The 25,444-nt window shown below is 35.5% G+C and carries 23 protein-coding genes and 3 tRNA genes; 19 read left to right on the forward strand and 7 right to left on the reverse strand.

Annotated elements, in window-relative coordinates; translation table 11 throughout:
* Positions 1-113: 113 nt before the first annotated feature.
* Together N8O43_RS05200 and htrA are read right to left on the reverse strand one after the other, a co-directional pair.
* Positions 114-872: a ParB/RepB/Spo0J family partition protein gene (locus N8O43_RS05200; protein ID WP_261009177.1), complete on the reverse strand. Its 759-nt coding sequence runs from the start codon at positions 870-872 to the stop codon at positions 114-116.
* 57 nt (positions 873-929) lie between these two features.
* Complete coding sequence (gene htrA / locus N8O43_RS05205; RefSeq protein WP_261009178.1) at positions 930-2,111, reverse strand: serine protease HtrA; 1,182 nt, start codon at positions 2,109-2,111, stop codon at positions 930-932.
* Positions 2,112-2,294: 183 nt separating this feature from the next.
* Between htrA and rlmH the strand changes: the two genes are divergently transcribed.
* From rlmH to N8O43_RS05240, 7 genes are all read left to right on the forward strand, one after another.
* A complete protein-coding gene (rlmH, locus tag N8O43_RS05210; protein WP_261009179.1) occupies positions 2,295-2,774 on the forward strand; it encodes a 23S rRNA (pseudouridine(1915)-N(3))-methyltransferase RlmH in 480 nt (159 codons plus the stop codon).
* A gap of 43 nt (positions 2,775-2,817) precedes the next feature.
* Positions 2,818-2,891, forward strand: a tRNA-Arg gene (locus tag N8O43_RS05215).
* Between the two features lie 166 nt (positions 2,892-3,057).
* The gene (gene comC, locus N8O43_RS05220; protein ID WP_261009180.1) at positions 3,058-3,189 is read left to right on the forward strand and encodes a competence-stimulating peptide ComC; all 132 of its coding nucleotides are present in this window, start codon (positions 3,058-3,060) and stop codon (positions 3,187-3,189) included.
* Positions 3,190-3,201: 12 nt separating this feature from the next.
* Positions 3,202-4,527 carry a competence system sensor histidine kinase ComD gene (gene comD / locus N8O43_RS05225; protein ID WP_261009181.1) on the forward strand — a complete coding sequence of 442 codons (1,326 nt, stop codon included), beginning with the start codon at positions 3,202-3,204 and terminating at the stop codon, positions 4,525-4,527.
* Positions 4,524-5,276: a competence system response regulator transcription factor ComE gene (gene comE, locus N8O43_RS05230; protein ID WP_000866073.1), complete on the forward strand. Its 753-nt coding sequence runs from the start codon at positions 4,524-4,526 to the stop codon at positions 5,274-5,276. The genes comD and comE overlap by 4 nt, the downstream gene beginning before the upstream one ends.
* A gap of 51 nt (positions 5,277-5,327) precedes the next feature.
* A tRNA-Glu gene (locus tag N8O43_RS05235) sits at positions 5,328-5,399 on the forward strand.
* A 5-nt stretch (positions 5,400-5,404) separates the two neighbouring features.
* Positions 5,405-5,478, forward strand: a tRNA-Asn gene (locus N8O43_RS05240).
* Positions 5,479-5,518: 40 nt separating this feature from the next.
* On the opposite strand, the gene N8O43_RS05245 is transcribed toward N8O43_RS05240, so the two are convergent.
* Positions 5,519-6,061, reverse strand: coding sequence for a TetR/AcrR family transcriptional regulator (locus N8O43_RS05245; RefSeq protein ID WP_150922668.1), 543 nt, complete (start codon positions 6,059-6,061; stop codon positions 5,519-5,521).
* Positions 6,062-6,188: 127 nt separating this feature from the next.
* On the opposite strand from N8O43_RS05245, the gene N8O43_RS05250 reads away from it, so the two are divergent.
* Positions 6,189-8,831: a YhgE/Pip domain-containing protein gene (locus tag N8O43_RS05250; RefSeq protein WP_261009182.1), complete on the forward strand. Its 2,643-nt coding sequence runs from the start codon at positions 6,189-6,191 to the stop codon at positions 8,829-8,831.
* A gap of 26 nt (positions 8,832-8,857) precedes the next feature.
* Here the strand turns inward: N8O43_RS05250 and N8O43_RS05255 are convergent, their stop codons facing one another.
* Entirely contained in the window at positions 8,858-11,401 is a 2,544-nt protein-coding gene (locus tag N8O43_RS05255) for a YfhO family protein (protein WP_261009183.1), read from the reverse strand.
* A gap of 61 nt (positions 11,402-11,462) precedes the next feature.
* Positions 11,463-13,085: an ATP-binding cassette domain-containing protein gene (locus tag N8O43_RS05260; RefSeq protein ID WP_000958772.1), complete on the reverse strand. Its 1,623-nt coding sequence runs from the start codon at positions 13,083-13,085 to the stop codon at positions 11,463-11,465.
* Between the two features lie 205 nt (positions 13,086-13,290).
* Here N8O43_RS05260 and trpS point away from each other — a divergent pair, with 205 nt between their 5' ends.
* Together trpS and guaB are read left to right on the forward strand one after the other, a co-directional pair.
* A complete protein-coding gene (gene trpS, locus N8O43_RS05265) occupies positions 13,291-14,316 on the forward strand; it encodes a tryptophan--tRNA ligase (RefSeq protein ID WP_261009184.1) in 1,026 nt (341 codons plus the stop codon).
* Between the two features lie 151 nt (positions 14,317-14,467).
* On the forward strand, positions 14,468-15,946 hold the full coding sequence (gene guaB / locus N8O43_RS05270) for an IMP dehydrogenase (protein WP_000073431.1): 1,479 nt from the start codon (positions 14,468-14,470) through the stop codon (positions 15,944-15,946).
* A gap of 49 nt (positions 15,947-15,995) precedes the next feature.
* On the opposite strand, the gene recF is transcribed toward guaB, so the two are convergent.
* Both recF and yaaA read right to left on the reverse strand, forming a co-directional pair.
* On the reverse strand, positions 15,996-17,093 hold the full coding sequence (recF, locus tag N8O43_RS05275) for a DNA replication/repair protein RecF (RefSeq protein WP_261009185.1): 1,098 nt from the start codon (positions 17,091-17,093) through the stop codon (positions 15,996-15,998).
* Between the two features lie 2 nt (positions 17,094-17,095).
* Positions 17,096-17,464, reverse strand: coding sequence for a S4 domain-containing protein YaaA (yaaA, locus tag N8O43_RS05280; RefSeq protein ID WP_261009186.1), 369 nt, complete (start codon positions 17,462-17,464; stop codon positions 17,096-17,098).
* Between the two features lie 158 nt (positions 17,465-17,622).
* Between yaaA and yfmF the strand changes: the two genes are divergently transcribed.
* The 9 genes from yfmF to mreD are packed head-to-tail and all read left to right on the forward strand — an operon-like array spanning position 17,623 to position 25,377.
* Entirely contained in the window at positions 17,623-18,873 is a 1,251-nt protein-coding gene (gene yfmF, locus N8O43_RS05285) for an EF-P 5-aminopentanol modification-associated protein YfmF (RefSeq protein ID WP_261009187.1), read from the forward strand.
* Complete coding sequence (gene yfmH, locus N8O43_RS05290; protein WP_261009188.1) at positions 18,870-20,153, forward strand: EF-P 5-aminopentanol modification-associated protein YfmH; 1,284 nt, start codon at positions 18,870-18,872, stop codon at positions 20,151-20,153. Before yfmF ends, yfmH begins: the two co-directional genes overlap by 4 nt.
* A gap of 42 nt (positions 20,154-20,195) precedes the next feature.
* Positions 20,196-21,014, forward strand: coding sequence for a cytoskeleton protein RodZ (gene rodZ, locus N8O43_RS05295; RefSeq protein WP_261009189.1), 819 nt, complete (start codon positions 20,196-20,198; stop codon positions 21,012-21,014).
* Between the two features lie 10 nt (positions 21,015-21,024).
* Entirely contained in the window at positions 21,025-21,570 is a 546-nt protein-coding gene (pgsA, locus tag N8O43_RS05300; RefSeq protein WP_261089659.1) for a CDP-diacylglycerol--glycerol-3-phosphate 3-phosphatidyltransferase, read from the forward strand.
* Entirely contained in the window at positions 21,567-22,394 is an 828-nt protein-coding gene (locus tag N8O43_RS05305) for an energy-coupling factor ABC transporter ATP-binding protein (protein WP_261089660.1), read from the forward strand. Before pgsA ends, N8O43_RS05305 begins: the two co-directional genes overlap by 4 nt.
* Complete coding sequence (locus tag N8O43_RS05310) at positions 22,379-23,218, forward strand: energy-coupling factor transporter ATPase (protein WP_261089661.1); 840 nt, start codon at positions 22,379-22,381, stop codon at positions 23,216-23,218. The genes N8O43_RS05305 and N8O43_RS05310 overlap by 16 nt, the downstream gene beginning before the upstream one ends.
* The gene (locus N8O43_RS05315) at positions 23,211-24,005 is read left to right on the forward strand and encodes an energy-coupling factor transporter transmembrane component T family protein (RefSeq protein ID WP_084930564.1); all 795 of its coding nucleotides are present in this window, start codon (positions 23,211-23,213) and stop codon (positions 24,003-24,005) included. The genes N8O43_RS05310 and N8O43_RS05315 overlap by 8 nt, the downstream gene beginning before the upstream one ends.
* Positions 24,006-24,064: 59 nt before the next feature.
* Entirely contained in the window at positions 24,065-24,883 is an 819-nt protein-coding gene (gene mreC, locus N8O43_RS05320) for a rod shape-determining protein MreC (RefSeq protein WP_261009191.1), read from the forward strand.
* Positions 24,883-25,377: a rod shape-determining protein MreD gene (gene mreD / locus N8O43_RS05325; protein WP_261089662.1), complete on the forward strand. Its 495-nt coding sequence runs from the start codon at positions 24,883-24,885 to the stop codon at positions 25,375-25,377. The genes mreC and mreD overlap by 1 nt, the downstream gene beginning before the upstream one ends.
* The last annotated feature ends 67 nt before the right edge of the window (positions 25,378-25,444 follow it).

The following is a 25,444-nucleotide window of genomic DNA, read 5'->3' on the forward strand; positions in this document are numbered from 1 at the left end:
TATCAAGTTTTATCCACAGATTGGGGATAAAATCAGAAACTGTTGATTTATTAAGCTTTTTATTGAAAAAAATAGTGGATAACCTTGTGAGATAAAAAAATAAAAGAACAGCCTTATTTCAGGCTGTTGATAATTCTACTGTATTCTTCTTGATTTGAAAAAGAAATAATAATTTTTCCATTGTCTTTTTTAGACAATTTGATTTCTACATCTAATCCGAGTAGTTTTTTTAACTGTTCTTCTTCATTTTGTATGAAATAATCATTTTTTTTCTGTTTCTTTTGTTTTTTCTTTGTCAGAAGAGCTTCTAACTTCCTTACAGAAATGTCTTCATATATAATCCGTTGAAAGAAATAGTCTTGTTGTTCCTTATTCAACCCAACTAGAGAACGCGCATGGGCTTGTGATAGTTTGCCATTTTCTACTTCTGAGAGGATCTGTTCTGGCAAGGACAGCAAGCGAATAGAGTTGCTGATATAAGGACGAGACTTGCCCATTTTATCTGCAATTTCAGCATGGGTAAATCCTTTCTCTACAAGAGATTCATAGGCGCGTGCTTCTTCTATTGGATTTAAATTTTCTCTTTGCAAATTTTCAATGATGGACTGGACCATCATCTCTTGATCTGAAAGCTGTTTAACAACAGCTGGGATAGACCTTAGACCAGCTAAAAGTGAAGCCCGATAGCGTCTCTCTCCTGCAAGGATTTCATAACCAATAACAGGAGATTGACGAACAATAATCGGTTGAATGACCCCATTTTCTTTGATAGACTGTGCTAGTTCATGTAGTTTTTCTCTATCAAATTCTTTTCGGGGTTGATAAGGATTTTTTTGTATATCTGTGATAGAAATCATTTCAAATTTTTCCATGATTCTACACTAGCACATCTTTTCTCTTATGTAAAGTTTTCTTTACATAGATGTCAATTAAGATTCTAAATCACCTGAACTCTTGTCAAGTTTAATAGATGTAGTTTCTTCTTTACCGTTACGATAGTAAGTGATCTTAATGGTGTCTCCGATAGAATGATTGTAAAGAGCACTTTGTAAATCTGTTGATGAAGCAATCTCTTTGTCATCTACTTTTGTAATAACATCGTATTTTTCAAGGTGACCATTGGCAGGCATGTTGCTCTGCACAGAACGAACGACTACACCAGATGTTACATTGCTTGGAATATTCAGTCTTCTAATATCACTTGTATTAATATTTGAGAGATTGACCATTTGGATGCCCAAAGCTGGACGCGTCACTTTTCCGTTCTTTTCTAACTGTTCAATAATATTGATAGCATCATTTGCAGGAATTGCGAAACCAAGTCCTTCTACAGATGTGCCTCCATTTGTTGCAATTTTACTTGAGGTAATTCCGATAACCTGTCCTTGGATATTGATCAGTGGGCCACCAGAGTTACCTGGGTTAATAGCAGTATCAGTTTGGATGGCTTTTGTAGAAATGGCTTGTCCATCTTCAGATTTTAAAGATACATTTCGATTGAGACTAGATACAATACCCTGAGTAACAGTATTTGCATATTCAGAACCCAATGGGCTACCAATAGCAATAGCAGTTTCTCCTACGGTTAACTTACTAGAATCACCAAATTCAGCTACTGTAGTCACTTTTTCTGAAGAGATTTTGACGACAGCAATATCAGAGAAAGTATCTGCTCCGACGATTTCTCCATGTACTTTAGTTCCATCTGACAAGCGAATATCTACTTTGCTGGCGCCATTTATAACGTGATTATTGGTTACGATGTAAGCTTCTTTATCATTCTTTTTATAAATAACCCCAGATCCTTCACTAGAGATTTGCTGAGAATCTGTGTCAGTATCATCATTGCCAAATACGCTATTTTGTCTATTTGTTGAATAAGTAATAACAGAAACAACAGCATCTTTTACTTTGTTAACAGCCTGAGTTGTTGAATTTTCATTCTTATAGGCAGTCTGTGTAATAGTACTATTGTTGTTCGAGCTACTTACACCACTTTTTTGAGTTAGTTGAGTTATTGAAAAACTACCCAAGGCACCACTAAAAAAGCTAATGACGATAACGACTAATAATTGAAACCATTTTTTATAAAATGTTTTTAAATGTTTCATATTTGCCTCCATATGTTTGAAATTACTGAAAGTATAAACTGACTAGCTTAATTATAACTTAAAAACAAAAGTTTTTCACAGATTGTGGATAACTTTCAAAAATCTGTGGTTTTCTCGGCTAAAATTAACATTTTATTTTGTGAATAAGATGTGAAAAAATAGAGAATATGTTAGAATAGAGTCATGAAAATTAAAGTTGTATCAGTTGGGAAACTGAAAGAAAAGTATTTAAAAGATGGTATTGCAGAGTATTCAAAACGAATTTCTCGATTTGCTAAGCTTGAAATGATTGAGCTGGCAGATGAAAAAACACCAGATAAGGCCAGTGAATCAGAAAATCAAAAGATTTTAGAAATAGAAGGTCAGAGAATTTTATCAAAAGTTGCTGACCGTGATTTTGTGATTGCGTTAGCTATTGAAGGGAAAACTTTCTCCTCAGAAGAATTTAGTAAGCATTTAGAAGAAGCTTCTATAAAAGGATTTTCTACTCTTACTTTTATTATTGGAGGGAGTCTGGGATTAGCACAGGATGTAAAAAAGAGAGCCAATCTCTCTGTTAGTTTTGGTCGTTTAACCTTGCCCCATCAGTTAATGAGACTAGTCCTTGTTGAACAAATCTATCGAGCTTTTACAATACAGCAGGGCTCGCCCTATCATAAATAGAAAATTGACTTTCAATTGAATTTTTGGTAGAATAGCTGTATTAGGTCTCATAGCTCAGCTGGATAGAGCATTCGCCTTCTAAGCGAACGGTCGCAGGTTCGAATCCTGCTGGGATCAATATAGTAGCAAAGCTGGGAATTTTCCCGGCTTTTTTCTTAAAAAAGTACACTTGGGGAGAAAAAAATGACAGTTGAGAGAATTTTATCTAAAACGAAATTCCATTTTGTATAATAGTTTTTGTAAGTTAGCTTACAGGAAAAAACACATTTGAGGAGATTTTATTATGAAAAACACAGTTAAATTGGAACAGTTTGTAGCCTTGAAGGAAAAAGACTTGCAAAAGATTAAAGGTGGGGAGATGAGGAAAATGAATGACAAGTCCTTTAATCTCTTTAATTTCTTTAGAAGAAGATAAAGGAGTAGCAGAATGGATTTTTTCTTTGTAGTAGATTTTATATTATATTTTTTAATTATTAGTCACAGTTACCGTTTAATTTGTAAAGGTAAAATAAATAGAAAAGAATTATTCGTTTTTGGTGCTTATACATTACTAACAGAAATAGTATTTGATTTTCCCTTCTATCTTCTAAATTTAGATGGTTTAGGGATTGCAACATTTTTATTTCCTTTGGGCTTATATTCCTATTTTCGATGGATTAAACAGTATGAGAGGGATAGAGGACTATTTCTAAGTTTACTACTATCTCTTTTATATGAGAGCACTCATAATTTTCTGTCCGTAACTTTCTCCTCTATAACAGGAGACAATTTTGTTTTACAATATCATGACCCATTCTTTTTCGTTGTAACGGTGTTGACCTATTTTGTTGTCTTAAAAATCATTCATTATTTCCACTTGGAACTGAACTATTTTGATAAGGATTACCTTTATCTTTTCTTGAAAAAAGTATTTTTTGCTTTACTACTGCTACATGTTGCATCTTTCGTTTCAGATATGGTAAGTACGATTAAACATTTAAATAGTTTTGGAAGTATTTTATCATCTATCGTCTTTATTTCTCTCCTTTTGACCTTCTTTGCAATGAATTCGCATAAAGTTCAAATGGAGAAAGAGATTGCTTTGAAGCAGAAGAAATTTGAACAGAAACATTTACAGAATTATACAGATGAAATTGTTGAACTGTATAATGAAATCCGTGGTTTTCGACATGATTATGCTGGGATGCTTGTCAGCATGCAGATGGCAATTGACAGTGGTAATTTACAGGAAATTGACAGAGTTTACAATGAAGTTTTGGTCAAAGCCAATCATAAACTGCGTTCAGATAAGTACACTTACTTTGATTTGAACAACATAGAAGATTCAGCTTTACGAAGTTTGGTTGCTCAGTCAATTGTCTATGCTCGAAATAATGGTGTAGAGTTTACACTGGAAGTAAAAGATATAATTACTAGACTACCAATAGACCTGCTGGATTTGGTTCGTATCATGAGTGTTTTATTGAACAATGCTGTCGAAGGATCGGCTGATAGTTATAAAAAGCAGATGGAAGTAGCAGTTATTAAGATGGAAACTGAAACAGTTATTGTGATTCAGAATTCATGTAAAATGACGATGACTCCTTCAGGAGATCTATTTGCCTTAGGATTCTCCACTAAGGGAAGAAATCGCGGAGTAGGATTAAATAATGTGAAAGAACTACTAGATAAGTACAACAATATTATTTTAGAAACAGAGATGGAAGGTAGTACATTTAGACAAATCATTAGATTTAAGAGGGAATTTGAATGAAAGTGTTAATTTTAGAAGATGTTATTGAACATCAAGTGAGACTAGAGAGAATATTGGATGAAATTTCGAAAGAATCGAATATTCCAATATCATACAAGACAACAGGAAAAGTTCGTGAGTTCAAGGAATATATTGAAAACGACGAAGTAAACCAGCTTTATTTTCTAGATATTGATATTCATGGAATTGAGAAAAAAGGGTTTGAAGTTGCTCAGTTTATTCGTCATCACAATCCTTATGCTATTATCGTCTTTATCACCAGTCGATCAGAGTTTGCGACTCTAACCTATAAATACCAGGTATCAGCCTTAGATTTTGTTGATAAGGATATTAATGATGAGTTATTTAAGAAGAGAATTGAGCAAAATATCTTCTACACGAAGAGTATGTTACTTGAAAATGAAGATGTGGTAGATTATTTTGACTACAATTACAAGGGAAATGATTTAAAAATTCCTTACCATGATATTTTGTATATTGAAACGACAGGAGTTTCTCATAAATTGCGCATTATTGGTAAGAATTTTGCCAAAGAGTTTTACGGTACCATGACAGATATTCAGGAAAAGGACAAACATACTCAGCGATTTTATTCTCCTCATAAGTCATTTTTGGTAAATATAGGAAATATCAGAGAAATTGATCGAAAAAATCTAGAAATTGTTTTCTATGAAGACCATCGTTGTCCTATTTCAAGATTAAAAATTAGAAAATTGAAAGATATTCTGGAGAAAAAATCTCAAAAGTAATTGACAATTAGCAAGAAATTGATATAATGGTTATATCTGCTACAGATAGAAGGTCCGTTGGTCAAGGGGTTAAGACACCGCCTTTTCACGGCGGTAACACGGGTTCGAATCCCGTACGGACTATTTTATCCGCCATAGCTCAGTTGGTAGTAGCGCATGACTGTTAATCATGATGTCGTAGGTTCGAGTCCTACTGGCGGAGTATAGATAAAAGGGAACACAGTTGTGTTCCTCTTTTTGTATCAATTTGTATCACCAAGCATCTTCATAAGGAAGTCTGTTATTTCTTGAGGACTTTCTTTTTTTCCATGTGCAATCCAAGTTTGACAGACACCAAAAAGTGCGTGAGTTAGATAGATGCTACTATATTCTAATTCAATGGTATTTAGATTTAGTTGCATAAATTGCTTTTGTAAATCCGTACTGAGCATGATATGAAGTTTATTTCGTAAGAAATTTTGGATTTCTTTAGTCCCATTTTCAGAAAGAAGGGCAGCCAGAAGTGGTTCTGACTCTAGATATTCAAAGACTTCTAAAATAGCATCTCTTTTGTTATGAACATGTTTTTGAAAAATATATTCAAATGTATGGAATAGCTTGCTTTGATAGTGCTCAATCATATCATACTTATCCTTATAGTGAGTATAGAAGCTGGAACGACTAATTCCGGCTTTTTCTGCTAACTTGACAGTAGAAATTTGATCAAATGGCTGTTCCATCAGTAATTGTACCATAGCATTTTCAATAGTTCTCTTTGTTTTTAAGCGTTTATTACTTTCTTGCATATTTCCTCCTTGTAAACAAATTAGACTATCTGTCTAAAAATGGATTTTTTATCTTGTAATTTAGATTTTTTAATGTATAATCTATTATATCAAAATTTTAGACAATATGTTTAAAAAAGGAGAAGCTATGTTTAAAGAATGGAAAGCAATTTTTAAAAAACCAACCTTTATTATTGTCATGATAGGGATTTCTCTTATTCCAGCTCTGTACAATATCATATTTTTGTCATCAATGTGGGATCCATATGGGCAATTGTCTGACTTACCTGTGGCAGTCGTCAATCATGATAAAGAGGCTTCCTATAATGGTAATAGCATGTCTATAGGAAAAGACATGGTGTCCAATTTAAAAGAAAATAAAACCTTGGATTTTCATTTTGTAGATGAAGATGAAGGAAAGAAGGGATTGGAAGATGGCAATTACTATATGGTAGTGACTTTACCAAGTGATTTATCTGAAAAAGCAGCTTCGATTTTAACGGATCATCCAGAGCAAATGCAAATCGATTATCAGACTTCAAGTGGTCATAGTTTTATTGCCAGCAAGATGAGTGATTCTGCGATGACACAATTAAAGCAGAATGTGTCTACCAATGTAACCGAGACCTATACTAAAGCCTTATTTAACAAGATGGTCGAATTAAAAGATGGTATGAGTCAAGCAGCTTCTGGTAGTGAAAAATTAACTGATGGAGCGAATCAGTTAGTGACAGGAAGTAAAACATTAACTACTAACCTACACTCTTTAGCAGATTCAAGTTTAACATTTTCAAATGGAACGGAGCAGTTTACTAAAGGATTATCTGCTTATGTTTCTGGTGTTGAACAACTTCATCTTGGCTTAGGGACTTTTAATAGTGGTTTGGTTACATATACTGGTGCAGTGAGTAAATTAGATAGCGGATTAGGTCAATTAGCTTCTAAAAGTCCTGAATTAGTAGGAGGAATCAATCAATTATATACTGGTGTAGCGGCCTATACTGGCGGTGTTTCTCAGCTCAATACTGGTCTTAACCAATTTTCATCTGGTGTTAGTGCCTATACAAATGGAGTGGGAAATCTTGCAACAGGTGCGAATCAGTTATCTAGTCAATCAGCTACACTTCGAATGGGTGTGGAGCAATTAAGTGAAGGGATTCAACAACTTTCTAGTAAGTTAGATGCTTCATCTGGGCAAAAAGATCAAATTAATCAATTATCTTCTGGTCTAAATCAGTTAAATCAAGCTATTCAAAATATTGATGTTGGAGATACAAAACAATTATCTTCTGTTTTATCAAGTATAGTTTCTCTTTCTAATCAAATGTTAGCAAGTGCTCAGTCTGAAAAAGCAACTACATTAGCCAATATTCAATCAACAGCAGCTTATCAATCATTGACAAGTGAGCAACAAGCTGAGATAAGTGCTTCTGTATCTCAAAATTCGACTGATAGTATTCAATCGGCTCAGTCAATTATAGCTTTAGTACAAGGTTTACAGGGAGGATTAGAAAACTTACAAAATCAATCTTCTAATCTTTCAACATTAAAAAATCAAGCTAATCAAGTATTACCTATTGCTTCTACTTCTTTGACAGGATTGTCAAGTGGATTAACAGAAATACAGGGAGCAGTGACGAGTAAATTAGTTCCTGCCAGTCAGTCGATTGCATCAGGTGTAAATGCATATACTGCAGGTGTTGATAAAGTTTCTCAGGGCGCAAGTCAACTAAGTGAAAAAAATTCCACCTTGACAGGTAGTTTGGATCAACTAGTTTCAGGCTCAAATACCTTGACACAAAAATCTTCTAGCTTGACAGCAGGAGTTGGTCAATTAGTTGAAAAAACTCCAGAATTAGTATCTGGTATTGAAAAATTATCAACTGGGTCCAACCAATTGAATCAAAAGAGTCAAGAATTAATAGCAGGATTTGATAAATTACAATCAGGATCAGGTCAATTAGCAGACAAATCCAGTCAGTTACTTTCAGGTACTTCTCAATTAGAGAATGGAGCTAATAAATTGGCAGATGGAGCTGGGAAACTTGCAGAAGGTGGAACAAAGTTAACTTCTGGATTGGAAGATTTACAGACAGGAGTTGCTTCTTTAGGACAAGGACTAAGTAATGCTAGTGATCAACTCAAATCGGCATCTACGGAATCTCAAAATGCAGAGATTTTGTCAAATCCACTCAATCTTTCAAAAACAGACAATGATCAAGTTCCTGTAAATGGAATTGCAATGGCTCCGTATATGATATCAGTTGCTCTTTTTGTTGCAGCAATATCAACGAATATGATTTTTGCGAAGTTGCCTTCAGGACGTCATCCAGAGAGCCGTTGGGCTTGGTTGAAATCTCGAGCTGAAATAAATGGTATTATAGCTGTTTTAGCAGGGATTTTGGTATATGGAGGAGTTCATCTTATTGGTTTAACTGCTAATCATGAAATGAGAACATTTATTCTCATTATCCTAACAAGTTTAGTATTCATGTCCATGGTGACCGCTTTAACAACATGGAATAGCCGTATAGGAGCTTTCTTCTCTCTTATCTTGCTTTTATTACAGTTGGCATCAAGTGCCGGTACTTATCCACTTGCTTTGACAAATGATTTCTTTAGAGCTCTTAATCCCTGGTTACCAATGAGTTACTCAGTTTCTGGATTACGACAAACAATCTCTATGACAGGAAATATTCATCAGCAAGCCATTTTCCTAGCTGTCATACTAGCTCTATTTACTGGTTTAGGTATGCTAGCCTATCAACCTAAGAAAATGGAAGAATATTAAAAAAATCGACCAATTGGTCGATTTTTTTATGTATTAGATGTCTTTCGTTTGTGATTATAAATTCCAAATAGTAAAAGTGAAGTAAAGGAACAGATTGATCCAGTAATAAAACCATTGGGAATAAAGGAAAGTGTAATAGTTCCTTTCCCTTTAGGAATATCAACTTTCATAAAACCAGTTTGAGCTTGTTTAATTTCTATTTTCTTACCATCTTGGTAGGCAGACCAGCCTTTGTCATAAGGAATGGTGAAGAAAATGGACGTATCTTGTTTGACATCATATGTAGCAAAGACCTTGTTTTTAGAAGTTGATACTGTGACAGGTTGTTCTTTAATTTTTTGAATTGCCTCGGTGAAAGTTTTGGTATCTAAACGATAGAAGGTAGGAGATTCAAATGATACTTGTGAATTTCCAGGGAAACTAACATTGATATTGAAAGTTTTTTTCTCTTTTGTATAGCCTAGATTAAAGAAGGAGAATGCATTATCAGTTGTAAAAGTCTTTTTTTCACCATTTACAAGGATGTCAACCTTCTTTTGTTTGTCATTAGAAAAGTGAAGGTTTGTGAAAGAAAGATAAATTTGGCTGTTTTCTGGTACTTCAATTTGATACTGGATTGCTGCATCCTCATTTGAAGAACTTGTAACACTAATCAAATCATTAGTATTTTCTGTTTTGTCATAAGGGATTGGAGAAAAATAATCAAAATCGACGTTAGCAAGTTGATTTAAAAACGAGGATTGATTATCCAAAGTGTGTTCATTGAACTTGACATCATTGTAAACAGATTGACTAGCAAAGGCAATCGGAAGAGAGAATTGATTTTCATATAGGGTAAGATTATCTTTTTGATAGATATCTTTAAAACCATACTTATCAATAGGACTGTCTGAGATATTGTACTGGATGCCAAATAAACTATCAGCCAAAATACTATTATTTGCATAGCGTAGATTGAGATTAGTCCCAGAGGATTTAAACCCAAGTTTATCCAAAGTAGAGCTTGCTGAACGATTTCGAACAGATGAAAATTGAGATATTCCATTGTAGTTGAATTTCATACTGTCATTTCCTGTCTGAGTTTGTAGTTTTTCAGTACGAGTAAATTGATTTCCAATATATGTTGAGAAAGATTCCATAGCTGGGATATCTCGATTATATGCACTTCGAGAAGCAAAACCCCATTCCTTAGCAATTCCGTCCATTTGAGATGAAGCATTTAAACTCATTTCAACCATTATAAATAAAGAGATTAGAATGGCAAATAGATTTACAGAGATAAACTTTTTGATAACTGCAAGGAGTAAAAGCGAATAGACAACCAAAAATTCAAGAGTAAGCAGAATATTTAAATCTGTTAAAAAAGAATAATGTGATTTTAGATAGATGGTAGCTAAAAATCCTGTTACTACAAGAAAAAGCGAAACTAAAAAGTTCCAGATTTTAATTTCTTTCAGAAGATTTAAGACTTCCGCTGCTGTGTAAATTAACAAGGTAGAGAAAATCCAAGCATAGCGATGTAAAAACATGTTTGGAGTATGCATGCCTTGCCAAAATAAATCAAGCGCTTCTATATAAAAGCTTGCAATTAGAAATGTAAAGAAGATTGCATAGATAAGTTTCACGTGAAACTTAATAGATTTCAGCGTAAAAAATAAAATGGTCAAAATAAAGGGAAGTAGTCCAACAAAAATCATTGGGATGGCCCCATACTTTGTTGTGTCAAAGGAACCAATGAATTGCTTAGCAAAGAGATCAAGATACCAGCTACTTTCAGTTTGAAACTTTGTAACTTTAGTTAATTTTTCCCCATGTTTCTGTAAATCAAACAGAGTGGGAAGAGTCATAATCAAACTAGCCATACCAGCTAAAAAGGAGGTGACAACAAAATCAAGAAAAGATGATTTTCGAGTTTTAAAGTCCCAAGAAATTTGACAGAGATACCAGAAAAAAAGAAACAATGCTGTCATATAGCCAAAATAATAGTTTTGGATAAATAAGATTGACAGACTTGTAAAGTATAATGGGAATTTCTTTTCAGTTATCAGTAGATGTAAACCAGTTATAATTAAAGGAATCAAGATAAAAACGTCTAGCCAGGTTTTTATCTCTAATTGACTGACAGTAAAACTCATCAGAGCATAGGAAGTAGATAAGGCTAGTTTTAAAGTCTGAGGGATAGATTGAAATAATTTATTCAAACTAAAGAAGGTTGACAGACCAATCAATCCAAATTTTAACAGAGTTGTCAGATAGACAGCATCTGGCATATTCGTTAGATCAAAAAAGTAAACTAGTGGTGAAAGGAAACTACCCAAGTAATAACTAGATAGGGCATAGAAGTTTAGTCCTAGGCCACTTGTAAAGGTGTAAAACAGACTACCATTTCCATGTAGGATATTCTGTAAAGCTACATCAAAAATAACGTATTGATGAAAGCCATCTCCTAATAGAGGAGAGTTGTCGCTATTCCAGTAGATACCTTGAGATAGATATACTCCTATCATAATGATTATGGGAATGATGAAAGAAACAAAATAGGTCCAATATGTTTTAAAAAATAATTTCATGTTACCTCATAAAATGTTAGAAAACTCAGCTGGTTAACCCAACTGAGTTTTGAAGTTTTATTTAGTCTTTCCAAAGTTCTTTAACTTTTGCTTGTACTTCTGCATTTTCTAGGAATTCATCATAGGTTTCATCGATACGATCGATGACGCCATTTTTAGATAAGACAATGATATGGTTAGCCAAAGTTTGAATAAACTCGTGGTCATGACTGGCAAAGATGATTGATTCTTTAAAGTTTTTCAATCCGTCATTCAAGCTTGAGATAGATTCCAAGTCCAAGTGATTGGTTGGATCATCAAGTACAAGCACATTTGACTTCAAGAGCATTAGTTTTGAAAGCATGACACGAACTTTTTCTCCCCCTGACAAGACGTTGACAGGTTTGTTAACCTCATCTCCAGAGAAGAGCATACGACCAAGGAAACCGCGTAGGAAAGTATTGTCATCTTCTTCTTTACTTGCGAATTGACGCAACCAGTCAAGAATTGATTCTCCCCCTGCAAAATCAGCTGAATTGTCTTTTGGCAGGTAAGATTGACTAGTTGTAACTCCCCACTTGACAGTTCCTTCATAGTCAATATCTCCCATGATTGCACGAATTAATGCAGTCGTTTGGATATCATTTTGTCCAATAAGAGCGGTCTTATCACCTGGACGCAAGATAAAGCTGATATTATCTAAAATAGTCTCACCATCAATCTTTACAGTTAGATTTTCTACTGTCAAGAGATCATTACCAATTTCACGTTCCGCTTTAAAGTTGATAAATGGATATTTACGACTAGATGGAACAATTTCTTCTAGTTCAATCTTATCAAGCATTTTCTTACGTGATGTTGCTTGTCTTGATTTAGAAGCATTGGCAGAGAAACGAGCAACGAACTCTTGCAATTGTTTAATTTTTTCTTCTGCTTTGGCATTACGGTCTGCTAGCAATTTAGCAGCGAGTTCAGAAGATTCCTTCCAGAAGTCATAGTTTCCGACATAGAGTTTGATTTTTCCAAAGTCAAGGTCGGCCATGTGAGTACATACTTTGTTTAAGAAGTGACGGTCGTGGGATACTACGATAACTGTGTTATCAAAGTCAATCAAGAAGTCTTCTAACCAAGTAATCGATTGGATGTCCAAACCGTTGGTAGGCTCGTCCAATAGAAGCACATCTGGTTTACCAAAAAGTGCTTTGGCAAGGAGAACTTTTACTTTTTCACCGTTGGCCAATTCGCTCATGTTTTGATAGTGCAATTCTTCTGGAATGTTTAGGTTTTGAAGGAGTTGAGAGGCTTCACTTTCTGCTTCCCAACCTCCAAGTTCAGCAAATTCACCTTCGAGTTCGGCTGCACGCACTCCATCCTCATCTGAGAAATCTTCCTTCATGTAGATGGCATCTTTCTCTTTCATGATGCTATAAAGTTTTTCATTTCCCATGATAACGACATCAATGGCACGTTCATCTTCATAGTCAAAGTGATTTTGACGAAGAACAGAGAGACGTTCATCTGGACCAAGAGAGATGTGACCAGTAGTAGGTTCGATATCTCCAGCTAAAATTTTTAAAAAGGTTGATTTTCCGGCACCATTAGCACCGATTAATCCATAAGTATTTCCTTCTGTAAATTTGATATTGACATCATCAAAAAGTTTGCGATCACTAAAACGTAGTGAAACATCAGATACTGTAAGCAATGTTTTTCTCCTATATGTGTAATACATTTATTCTACTAGAAAATACGGAAATATTCAAATTTTTATCTGTCAATTTTGTGTAAATTATATTTACAGCACACTTTACACAAAACCGTGAATAGCAAGGCTGATTTATTTTGATAAATTACGGTTATTTCATTAAAAAAATGCTATAATTGAAGGGACTATATCGAAGGAGAACAAAATGACTAAACCCATTATTTTAACAGGAGATCGTCCAACAGGAAAATTGCATATTGGACATTATGTTGGAAGTCTCAAAAATCGAGTATTATTACAGGAAGAGGATAAGTATGACATGTTTGTGTTCTTGGCTGACCAACAAGCCTTGACAGATCACGCCAAAAATCCTCAAACCATTGTAGAGTCTATCGGAAATGTGGCTTTGGATTACCTTGCAGTTGGATTGGATCCAAGGAAATCGACTATCTTTATTCAAAGCCAGATTCCAGAGCTGGCTGAACTATCTATGTACTATATGAATCTGGTTTCATTAGCACGTCTAGAGCGAAATCCAACTGTCAAGACAGAGATTGCTCAAAAAGGATTTGGGGAAAGTATTCCTACAGGATTCTTGGTCTATCCAATCGCTCAAGCAGCTGACATTACTGCTTTCAAAGCTAATTATGTTCCTGTTGGGACAGATCAGAAACCAATGATTGAGCAAACTCGCGAGATTGTTCGTTCTTTTAACAATGCATATAACTGTGATGTCTTGGTAGAACCGGAAGGTATTTATCCAGAAAATGAGAGAGCAGGGCGTTTGCCTGGTTTAGATGGAAATGCTAAAATGTCTAAATCACTTAATAACGGTATTTATTTAGCTGATGATGCTGATACTTTGCGTAAAAAAGTAATGAGTATGTATACAGATCCAGATCATATTCGCGTTGAGGATCCAGGTAAGATCGAAGGAAATATGGTTTTCCATTATCTAGATGTTTTTGGTCGTCCAGAAGATGCTCAAGAAATTGCTGACATGAAAGAACATTATCAACGAGGTGGTCTTGGTGATGTGAAGACCAAGCGTTATCTACTTGAAATATTAGAGCGTGAACTTGGTCCTATTCGTGAGCGACGTATCGAATTTGCTAAGGATATGGGAGAAGTTTATAATATGCTTCAAAAAGGTAGTGAAAGAGCGCGTGAAGTTGCAGGTCAAACCCTATCTGAGGTAAAAGGAGCAATGGGACTTCATTATTTTAACTAGGTTTATTTTACAAGAAACTATCATTTCTATCTCAAAGAAAAGATAGTTTTTTATTTACCCCTGTAACATTTGACAAATTTTTATAGAATGGTATGATAGATACAATATAAAAAGAGTCAAGCTCAAAAAGAAAGAAAAGAGGAAACTTCGAATGTCTAATTGGGACACTAAATTTTTGAAAAAAGGTTTTACCTTTGATGATGTATTGCTTATTCCAGCTGAAAGTCATGTGTTGCCTAACGATGCAGATTTAACAACTAAATTGGCAGATAATCTGACTTTAAATATCCCAATTATTACCGCTGCCATGGACACAGTTACAGAGAGTCAAATGGCCATTGCTATTGCTCGTGCAGGCGGTCTCGGAGTTATCCATAAAAACATGTCAATTGCTCAACAAGCAGACGAGGTTCGTAAGGTAAAACGTTCTGAAAATGGAGTTATTATTGATCCCTTCTTCTTGACGCCTGAACATACAATTGCTGAAGCAGATGAGCTTATGGGTCGTTACCGCATCAGTGGTGTTCCAGTTGTTGAAACACTTGAAAATCGTAAATTGGTTGGTATTTTGACAAACCGAGATCTTCGTTTTATTTCAGACTATAACCAACCAATCTCCAATCATATGACCAGTGAAAATCTTGTGACTGCTCCTGTGGGTACAGATCTTACAACAGCTGAGAGTATTCTTCAAGAACACCGTATTGAAAAGCTTCCTTTGGTAGATGAAGAAGGTCGCCTTTCTGGTTTGATTACTATCAAAGATATTGAAAAAGTTATTGAGTTTCCAAATGCTGCTAAAGATGAGTTTGGTCGTCTTCTAGTTGCAGGTGCAGTAGGTGTTACTTCAGATACATTTGAACGTGCAGAGGCTCTTTTTGAGGCAGGAGCGGATGCGATTGTTATTGATACTGCACATGGTCATTCTGCAGGTGTCTTGCGTAAAATTGCTGAGATTCGTGCTCACTTCCCAGATCGTACTTTGATTGCTGGAAATATTGCTACTGCTGAGGGAGCGCGCGCACTTTACGAAGCAGGTGTAGACGTTGTCAAGGTTGGTATTGGACCAGGTTCTATCTGTACTACTCGTGTGATTGCTGGTGTTGGTGTTCCACAAGTAACAGCTATCTATGATGCTGCAGCTGTTGCGCGTGAATATGGAAAAACGATTATTGCTGACGGTGGAATTAAGTATTCTGGAGATATTGTAAAAGCCCTTGCTGCAGGTGGAAATGCAGTTATGCTTGGATCAATGTTTGCTGGAACTGATGAAGCTCCAGGTGAAACTGAAATCTTCCAAGGACGTAAATTCAAGACTTACCGTGGTATGGGATCAATCGCAGCAATGAAGAAAGGTTCAAGCGATCGTTACTTCCAAGGTTCTGTCAATGAAGCAAATAAACTTGTTCCAGAAGGAATTGAAGGTCGTGTTGCTTATAAAGGAGCGGCAGCTGATATCGTCTTCCAAATGATTGGTGGTATCCGTTCTGGTATGGGTTATTGTGGTGCAGCTAACCTTAAAGAGTTGCATGATAATGCTCAATTTATTGAAATGTCTGGTGCTGGTTTGAAAGAAAGCCATCCTCATGATGTACAAATTACTAATGAGGCGCCAAATTATTCTATGTAAAAGAAATAAAAAGAACTCCCGTGAAAACAGGAGTTCTTTTACAATATTGTCAATTTTCGTTTACAGTAACTTTACCACTCTGAATAGTGAAGATGCTTAGATTTTCTGGTAGATTTTGAAGATGGTCTAAGCTTGTTGTTGTGATAAAGGTTTGGATTGACTGAGAAATCGTTTCTAATAATTTTAGTTGTCTAGTGTTGTCAAGCTCGCTCATAACATCGTCAAGTAGTAATATTGGAGATTCTGTAGTAATACTTTCCATTAACTCGATTTCTGCTAATTTTATAGAAAGGACGAGACTACGATGTTGGCCTTGACTCCCAAAACTAGCGTCCATCCCATTTATATAAAAAGAAATGTCATCTCGATGAGGACCGACACCAGTATTCTTTTTAAATAAATCTCTGGATCTACTTTTTTCTAAAGCAATTTTGAAAGATTCGGATAAGTCTTCTTTGTCAGTTAACTTGACAGAAGATTGATAGGATATTGACAACTCTTCAATCTGATTAGAGAGTTCAAAATGTTTCTTACGCCCAAATGATTCTAGTTTTTTTATGAAATCTAAGCGGTGATTCATTACACGACATCCATAATCAACTAGCTGATCATCCAATACTGAAAGGAAGGTTTCATCTATTTTTTGAGCTGATTTTAGATAAGTGTTTCTTTGTTTTAGGATGTGATTATAATTGGTTAAGTCAGATAAATAGATTGGCTTGATTTGTCCAAGTTCCATATCAATGAATTTTCTTCGAACCGAAGGTGCTCCTTTAATTAGTTGTAAATCTTCAGGAGCAAATAAAACAACATTCATGTGTCCTACATAATCTGAAAGGCGTGCCTGTTTTAAATGATTAACTTTGGTTACACGTCCTTTTTGTGTTAGTTCGATTTCTAGGGGGATGGATCCAGTTTTTTTCTGAACGAGACCTGAAAGATGAAGTTGTTCCTCATCAAAATGAATGAGATTTTTATCTGTTCGAGTTCGATGACTACGCGTTAAGGCTAAAAAATAGATAGCCTCTAGCATATTTGTTTTTCCTTGTGCATTGCGTCCTAAAAAGACATTCAATTTAGGATTAAAGTCTATTTTCGTTTCTTTGTAGTTACGAAAAGTCTTGAGAGATAGGTTTTGTAGCCACATGATTATCTACCAGGGAATCGCGGAGCTTGTTTGTTTTTAGGTGCTGAAGTAGGTTTCGATTTGTCTTTTTTAACTCCCTTATTCATCTCCTTTACAAGTTTAGTGATCCGTTCTTTTTCAACTTTATCAGCTTGGTATTCATCTTGTTCTTCAGAAGTAGGTTGTGTCAACAAGATGTCAATATTCATGTCAGGGATGTCAACTTTATCACCAATACGAAGTTTTTTACCACGACGACTTTCTAACTCCCCATTAAAGTAAACAGAATGTTCAGAGAGAAAGGATTTGATAGCTCCTCCGCTATGTGTAATTCCAAGTTCTTTGAGCAGTGCTTGGAGGGTAATAAATTCTTCAAATAATTTGTATTCCATAATTCACCTCAATCTTTGGTATTATACCATATTTTCCTAAAAATGGTGATAGAAACAGGGAGAAATGTAAGCGATTTTTATTTCAAAAGTATTACAGGGAACAAGAAAATTTCAGGTTTTCGTGATATAATAGAAGTCTGTATATAAGGAGGTGAATCATGGAGTTAGTGCATGGAATTTCAACACATTTTATCCAATCAAAGAAGTTTAAAACGAACAAAATCACCGTGCGTTTTACCGCTCCATTATCTCTTGATACGATTGCAGGTCGCATGTTGAGTGCGAGTATGCTAGAAACGGCCAACCAGATGTCCCCCACTTCTCAAGCTTTGAGAAGATACTTGGCCAGTCTATATGGTACAGATATGTCAACCAATTGTTTTAGAAGAGGGCAAAGTCACATTGTAGAATTGACATTTACTTATGTTCGTGATGAGTTTTTAAGTAGGAAAAATGTGCTAACTGCTCAGGTTTTGGAGCTAGTAAAAGAAACTCTTTTTTCACCCGTAGTAGTTGATAATGGATTTGATCCAGCCTTATTTGAAATTGAGAAAAAGCAATTGCTAGCAAGTTTAGCAGCTGATATGGATGATTCTTTTTATTTTTCACATAAAGAATTAGACAAATTATTTTTTCAGGATGAACGTCTCCAATTGGAATACAGTGATTTGCGAAATCGTATTTTAGTGGAAACTCCACAAAGTTCTTATTCTTGTTTCCAAGAATTTTTGGCCAATGATCGAATAGATTTCTTTTTCCTAGGTGATTTTAATGAGGTTGAAATTCAAAATGTATTAGAATCATTTGGTTTTAAAGGTCGAGAAGGTGATATTAAGGTTCAGTATTGTCAACCTTATTCCAATATCCTTCAGGAAGGCATGGTTCGGAAAAATGTGGGACAGTCTATTTTAGAGTTGGGCTATCATTGCTCTGCTGAATATGGTGATGAGCAACATTTATCCATGATTGTAATGAATGGTTTACTGGGTGGATTTGCTCATTCTAAGCTCTTTACAAATGTCCGTGAAAATGCTGGATTAGCTTATACCATTTCAAGTCAGCTTGATTTATTTAGTGGATTTTTAAGGATGTATGCTGGTATTGATCGAGAAAATCGGAATCAGGCTCGAAAAATGATGAATAATCAACTGCTTGATTTAAAAAAAGGTTATTTTACAGACTTTGAGTTAGAGCAGACCAAGGAAATGATTCGTCGGTCTTTGTTGCTTTCTCAAGATAATCAAGGTTCATTGATTGAACGTGCTTATCAAAATGCTTTACTTGGAAAATCTTCAGCAGACTTTAAAAGTTGGATTGAAAAGCTTGAACAAATTGACAAAGACGCTATTTGTAGAGCAGCTAATAATGTGAAGCTACAGGCAATTTACTTTATGGAAGGAATAGAATGACAAAGGTTGTTTTTGAAGAAAAATACTATCCAGCTGTAAAAGAAATGGTTTATCGAACTCGTTTGGCAAACGGATTGACAGTAGCTCTTCTACCTAAAAAGGAATTTAAAGAAGTTTACGGAAGTGTCACTGTACAGTTTGGTTCGGTAGATACGCTTGTCACAGAAGTTGACGGAGATGTAAAACAATATCCTGCGGGAATTGCTCATTTTCTTGAACATAAATTATTTGAGAGAGAAGATTCTAGCGATTTGATGTCGGCTTTTACGAGTCTAGGTGCAGATAGTAATGCATTTACAAGCTTTACAAAAACAAACTATCTTTTTTCATCGACGGATTATCTCTTAGAGAATTTAGATTTACTTGATGAATTGGTAACATCGGCACATTTTACTGAAGATTCCATTTTAAGAGAGCAGGATATTATTCAGCAAGAACGAGAAATGTATCAAGATGATCCAGATTCGTGTTTATTCTTTTCGACTTTAGCGAATTTGTATCCTGGCACACCTTTAGCTACTGATATAGTTGGAAGTGAGGAATCCATTTCCCAAATCAATCTAACTAATTTGCAAGAAAACTTTACAAGGTTTTACAAACCTGTAAATATGTCTCTGTTTTTAGTTGGTAATTTTGATGTGGAGCGAGTACAGGACTATCTTGAAAGAAAAGAACTGAAAGATTCAAATGTTCATGAAGTGGCAAGAGAAAAGTTGCTTTTGCAAGATGTGAAGCAAACAGACAGTATGAGGATGGAAGTATCTTCTCCCAAACTAGCGATTGGAGTTAGAGGTAATCGAGAAGTTGCTGAGGCGGATTGCTATCGACATCATATTTTATTAAAATTATTGTTTGCAATGATGTTTGGTTGGACTTCGGATCGTTTTCAAAAATTATATGAATCAGGTAAAATAGATGCTTCCTTATCTCTTGAAATTGAAGTAACAAGTCGTTTTCATTTTGTTATGTTGACAATGGATACGAAAGAGCCAGTTGCTTTATCTCATCAATTCAGGAAGGCTATTCGTAATTTTACAAAGGATTTAGATATTACAGAAGATCATTTAGATATTATCAAAAGAGAGATGTTTGGAGAATTTTTCAGTGGCATGAACTCTCTTGAATTTATTGCAACGCAATATGATGCTTTTGAACATGGTGAGACAATTTTTGATTTACCAAAGATTTTACAGGAGATTACTTTAGAGGATGTCCTTGATGCGGGGCATCACTTAATAGATGAAGGGGATATAGTTGATTTTACAATATTCCCATCGTAGTAACCTATCATAAATAGACACTAGAAAGAAGGGATGACAAGTATGAGGAAAAAAACAATTGGTGAGGTTTTACGATTAGCTAGAATCAATCAGGGATTGAGTTTAGATGAATTGCAGAAAAAGACAGAAATTCAGTTGGAGATGTTGGAGGCAATGGAAGCTGATGATTTTGATCAACTTCCTAGTCCATTTTATACTCGTTCTTTTTTGCGAAAGTATGCGTGGGCAGTTGAGCTAGATGAGCGAATTGTCTTAGATGCTTATGATTCTGGGAGCATGATTACTTATGAGGAAGTTGATGTTGATGAAGACGAGTTGACAGGCAGGAGACGTTCCAGTAAGAAAAATAAGACATCATTTTTACCTTTATTTTATTTTATACTTTTTGCACTATCGATTGTAATTTTTGTGACTTATTATGTTTGGAGCTATATCCAGACTCAACCGGAGCGTTCATCTTCATCTAGTTATAGTGTAGTCCAAGCAACAAGCTCGACTAGTTCTGTAACTCCATCTTCAACTAGTAGTAGTTCTTCTAATACTGAACCAGCTATAACGGTATCGGGTGAAGGAAATCGAGTAGAAGTTGCTTATAAAACGAGTAAAGACACTGCAAAATTGCAATTATCAGTGTCAGATGCTAGAAGTTGGGTTAGTGTTTCAGAAAGTGATCTTGAGGGTGGTGTGACTTTATCACCGGATAATAAAAGTGCGGAAACAAGCGTTTCAACTAAAAATCCTGTGACCATTACTTTAGGTGTTGTCAAAGGTGTTGCCTTAACAGTAGACAATCAGACTGTTGATTTATCGAAATTAACAGCTCAGACTGGACAAATCACTGTAACCTTTACTAAAAATTAAGGAAAAACGAATGAAAAAAGAACAAATTCCAAATCTTTTAACGATAGGTCGAATTCTCTTTATACCTATTTTTATCTTTATTTTAACAGTAGGAAATTCGATAGAGAGTCATATGGTAGCAGCTATTATCTTTGCTGTTGCTAGTATTACAGACTATTTAGATGGATATTTAGCTCGTAAATGGAATGTGGTTAGTAATTTTGGTAAATTTGCAGATCCTATGGCGGATAAGCTACTAGTTATGTCGGCTTTTATTATGCTGATTGAGTTAGGAATGGCTCCGGCTTGGATTGTTGCAGTGATTATCTGTCGTGAGTTGGCTGTGACAGGTTTAAGGCTTTTATTGGTTGAAACTGGTGGAACGGTTTTAGCAGCAGCCATGCCTGGAAAAATTAAAACTTTCAGTCAGATGTTTGCGATTCTTTTCTTGCTATTACATTGGACTTTGCTTGGTCAAGTTCTACTTTATGTAGCCTTGTTTTTCACTATCTACTCTGGCTATGATTATTTCAAGGGTAGTGCCTATGTATTTAAAGGGACATTTGGTTCGAAATGAAATCAATAATTGATGTAAAAAATCTTTCTTTTCGCTATAAGGAAAGTCAGGAATACTATGATGTAAAGGATATTACGTTTCACGTGAAACGTGGAGAATGGCTTTCGATTGTAGGGCATAATGGTAGTGGTAAATCAACGACGGTTCGCTTAATTGATGGTTTACTGGAAGTAGAATCTGGAGAGATTGTAATTGATGGTCAACGGTTGACTGAGGAAAATGTTTGGAATATACGTCGTCAAATCGGTATGGTTTTTCAAAATCCAGATAATCAATTTGTTGGAGCGACTGTTGAAGATGATGTTGCCTTTGGTTTGGAAAATCAGGGCCTTTCTCGTCAAGAAATGAAAAAAAGAGTGGAAGAAGCTCTGGATTTGGTTGGCATGTTGGACTTTAAAAAGAGAGAGCCAGCGCGTCTATCAGGTGGCCAAAAGCAACGTGTGGCTATTGCAGGTGTTGTAGCCCTAAGACCAGCTATTTTAATCTTAGATGAAGCAACGAGTATGTTGGATCCTGAGGGACGTAGAGAACTGATTGAGACAGTAAAAGGAATTCGGAAAGACTATGATATGACGGTCATTTCCATTACACATGATTTGGAAGAAGTTGCCATGAGTGATCGTGTGTTGATCATGAAAAAAGGGTCAATTGAATCAACTAGTAGTCCAAGGGAGCTTTTCTCTCGAAATGATTTGGATCAAATTGGATTAGACGATCCTTTTGCTAATCAATTAAAATATTCTTTGAGCCAGAATGGCTATGATTTGCCTGAAAATTATTTGACAGAAAGTGAGCTAGAGGATAAGCTATGGGAATTGCTCTAGAAAATGTGAGTTTTACATATCAAGAAGGGACTCCCTTAGCTTCAGCAGCTTTGTCGGATGTTTCTTTGACGATTAAAGATGGTTCTTATACGGCTTTAATTGGCCACACAGGTAGTGGTAAATCAACTATTTTACAACTCTTAAATGGTTTATTGGTGCCAAGTCAAGGGAGTGTGCGAGTTTTTGATACCTTAATCACCTCGACTTCTAAAAATAAAGATATTCGTCAAATTAGAAAACAGGTTGGCTTGGTATTTCAGTTTGCTGAAAATCAGATCTTTGAAGAAACAGTTTTGAAGGACGTTGCTTTTGGACCACAAAATTTTGGAGTTTCTGAAGAAGATGCGGAGCAGATTGCGCGTGAGAAACTGGCTCTGGTTGGAATTGATGAATCACTTTTTAATCGTAGCCCGTTTGAGCTGTCAGGTGGACAAATGAGACGTGTCGCAATTGCAGGCATACTTGCCATGGAGCCAGCTATATTAGTCTTAGATGAGCCCACAGCAGGCTTAGATCCCTTGGGGAGAAAAGAGTTGATGACCCTGTTCAAAAAACTCCACCAGTCAGGGATGACCATCGTCTTGGTAACGCATTTGATGGATGATGTAGCTGAATATGCGAATCAAGTCTATGTAATGGAAAAGGGACGTTTAGTGAAGGGTGGCAAACCGAGTGATGTCTTTCAAGATGTTGTTTTTATGGAAGAAGTGCAGCTGGGAGTACCTAAGATTACAGCATTTTGTAAACGATTGGCTGATAGAGGTGTGTCATTTAAACGATTACCGATTAAGATAGAGAAGTTCAAGGAGTCGCTAAATGGATAGTATGATTTTGGGGCGTTATATCCCAGGGGATTCGATTGTTCACCGGTTGGATCCACGTAGTAAATTACTGGCTATGATGCTACTGATTTTGATCGTTTTTTGGGCTAATAATCCTTTGACGAATCTAATTCTTTTTATAGCGACAGGGATATTTATTGCCTTGTCAGGAGTATCTCTTTCATTCTTTATTCAGGGCTTGAAATCTATGTTTTTCTTGATTGCCTTCACAACTATTTTTCAACTATTTTTCATTTCTAATGGGAATGTTTTATTTGAGTTTTCGTTTGTGAGAATCACGGATTATGCTTTGCAACAAGCTGGAATTATTTTTTGTCGCTTTGTATTGATTATTTTCTTTTCAACTTTGTTAACCTTAACGACCATGCCCTTAAGTTTGGCATCAGCTGTCGAAGCTTTGTTAGCGCCTTTAAAGCGTGTGAAAGTTCCAGTTCATGAAATCGGTTTGATGCTGTCTATGAGTTTGCGTTTTGTCCCAACCTTGATGGATGATACGACGCGGATTATGAATGCACAGAAAGCGCGTGGAGTGGATTTTGGAGAAGGAAGTATTGTTCAAAAGGTGAAGGCTATGATTCCCATTTTGATTCCTCTTTTTGCGACAAGTTTAAAACGTGCGGATTCCTTGGCTATTGCTATGGAAGCGCGTGGTTATCAGGGGGGAAAAGGCAGAAGTCAATACCGACAACTGAAATGGACTCGAAAGGATACGCTGACCATTCTTGTTATTCTCGTACTTGGTTGTTGCTTATTTTTCTTAAAATCTTAGTAGCTTTCAGGAATTAATAAAAAAGTTACTGTAACAGTTTTTGATATAAAGGTAGGAATATGAACCGTTTTAAAAAATCAAAATATGTCATTATTGTTTTTGTCACTGTTCTGCTTGTGTCAGCTCTCTTAGCGACGACTTATTCAAGCGCAATTGTGACAAAATTGGGAGATGAAATCTCATTGGTTGATAGGGTTGTGCAAAAACCTTTTCAGTGGTTTGATTCTGTTAAATCAGATTTGGCACATTTGACACGAACATATAATGAAAATGAAAGTTTGAAGAAACAGATTTACCAGTTAGAAGTTAAATCGAATGAGGCGGAAAGTTTAAAGACAGAAAATGAGCAACTGCGCCAATTGCTTGATATGAAGTCTAAATTGCAAGCCACAAAAACTTTAGCAGCAGATGTTATTATGCGTTCTCCGGTATCTTGGAAACAGGAATTGACTCTAGATGCGGGCAAATCAAAAGGGGCTTCTGAGAACATGTTAGCTATTGCAAATGGTGGTTTGATTGGGAGCGTTTCGAAAGTAGAGGAGAACTCTACCATGGTCAACCTTCTGACAAATACGGAAAATGCTGATAAGATTTCTGTTAAAATTCAACACGGCACTACTACAATTTATGGAATTATTGTTGGCTACGACAAGGAAAATGAAGTTCTTAAAATTAGCCAATTAAATAGCAATAGCGATATTAGTACAGGCGATAAGGTGACAACGGGGGGATTAGGAAACTTTAACGTTGCTGATATTCCTGTTGGTGAAGTGGTTGCCACAACGCATAGTACAGACTATTTGACACGAGAAGTAACTGTTAAATTGAGTGCAGATACTCATAATGTAGATGTGATAGAATTAGTGGGGAATTCATAATGAGACAGTTGAAACGGGTTGGAGTGTTTTTATTGCTTCCTTTCTTTGTTCTAATTGACGCCCATATTAGCCAGCTTCTGGGCTCATTTTTTCCCCACGTACAGTTGGCTAGTCATTTTCTGTTTTTATTTCTCTTATTTGAGACGATTGAAGTATCAGAGTATTTCTATTTAGCTTATTGTTTTGTAGTGGGTTTGGTTTATGACATTTACTTTTTCCACTTGATCGGGATTGCGACTCTGTTATTCGTCTTGTTGGGAGTATTTCTCCATAAATTTAATAGTGTTATTTTATTGAATCGTTGGACGAGAATGTTGGCAATTATTGTCATGACTTTTCTATTTGAGATGGGAGCTTATATACTTGCAATAATGGTAGGTCTAACTGTGGATAGTATGTCTTTATTTATAGTCTATAGTTTAGTACCATCAATGATTTTGAATCTTATATGGATGATTATTTTTCAGTTTATTTTTGAAAAATTTTACCTATAAGAAAGAAATAAAAATGTAACAAAGGCGTAATATTCATTAGGCCTTTTTTTGGTATACTAGTAATGTC

This window comes from Streptococcus mitis (assembly GCF_946190335.1).
Taxonomy (GTDB): domain Bacteria; phylum Bacillota; class Bacilli; order Lactobacillales; family Streptococcaceae; genus Streptococcus; species Streptococcus mitis_CH.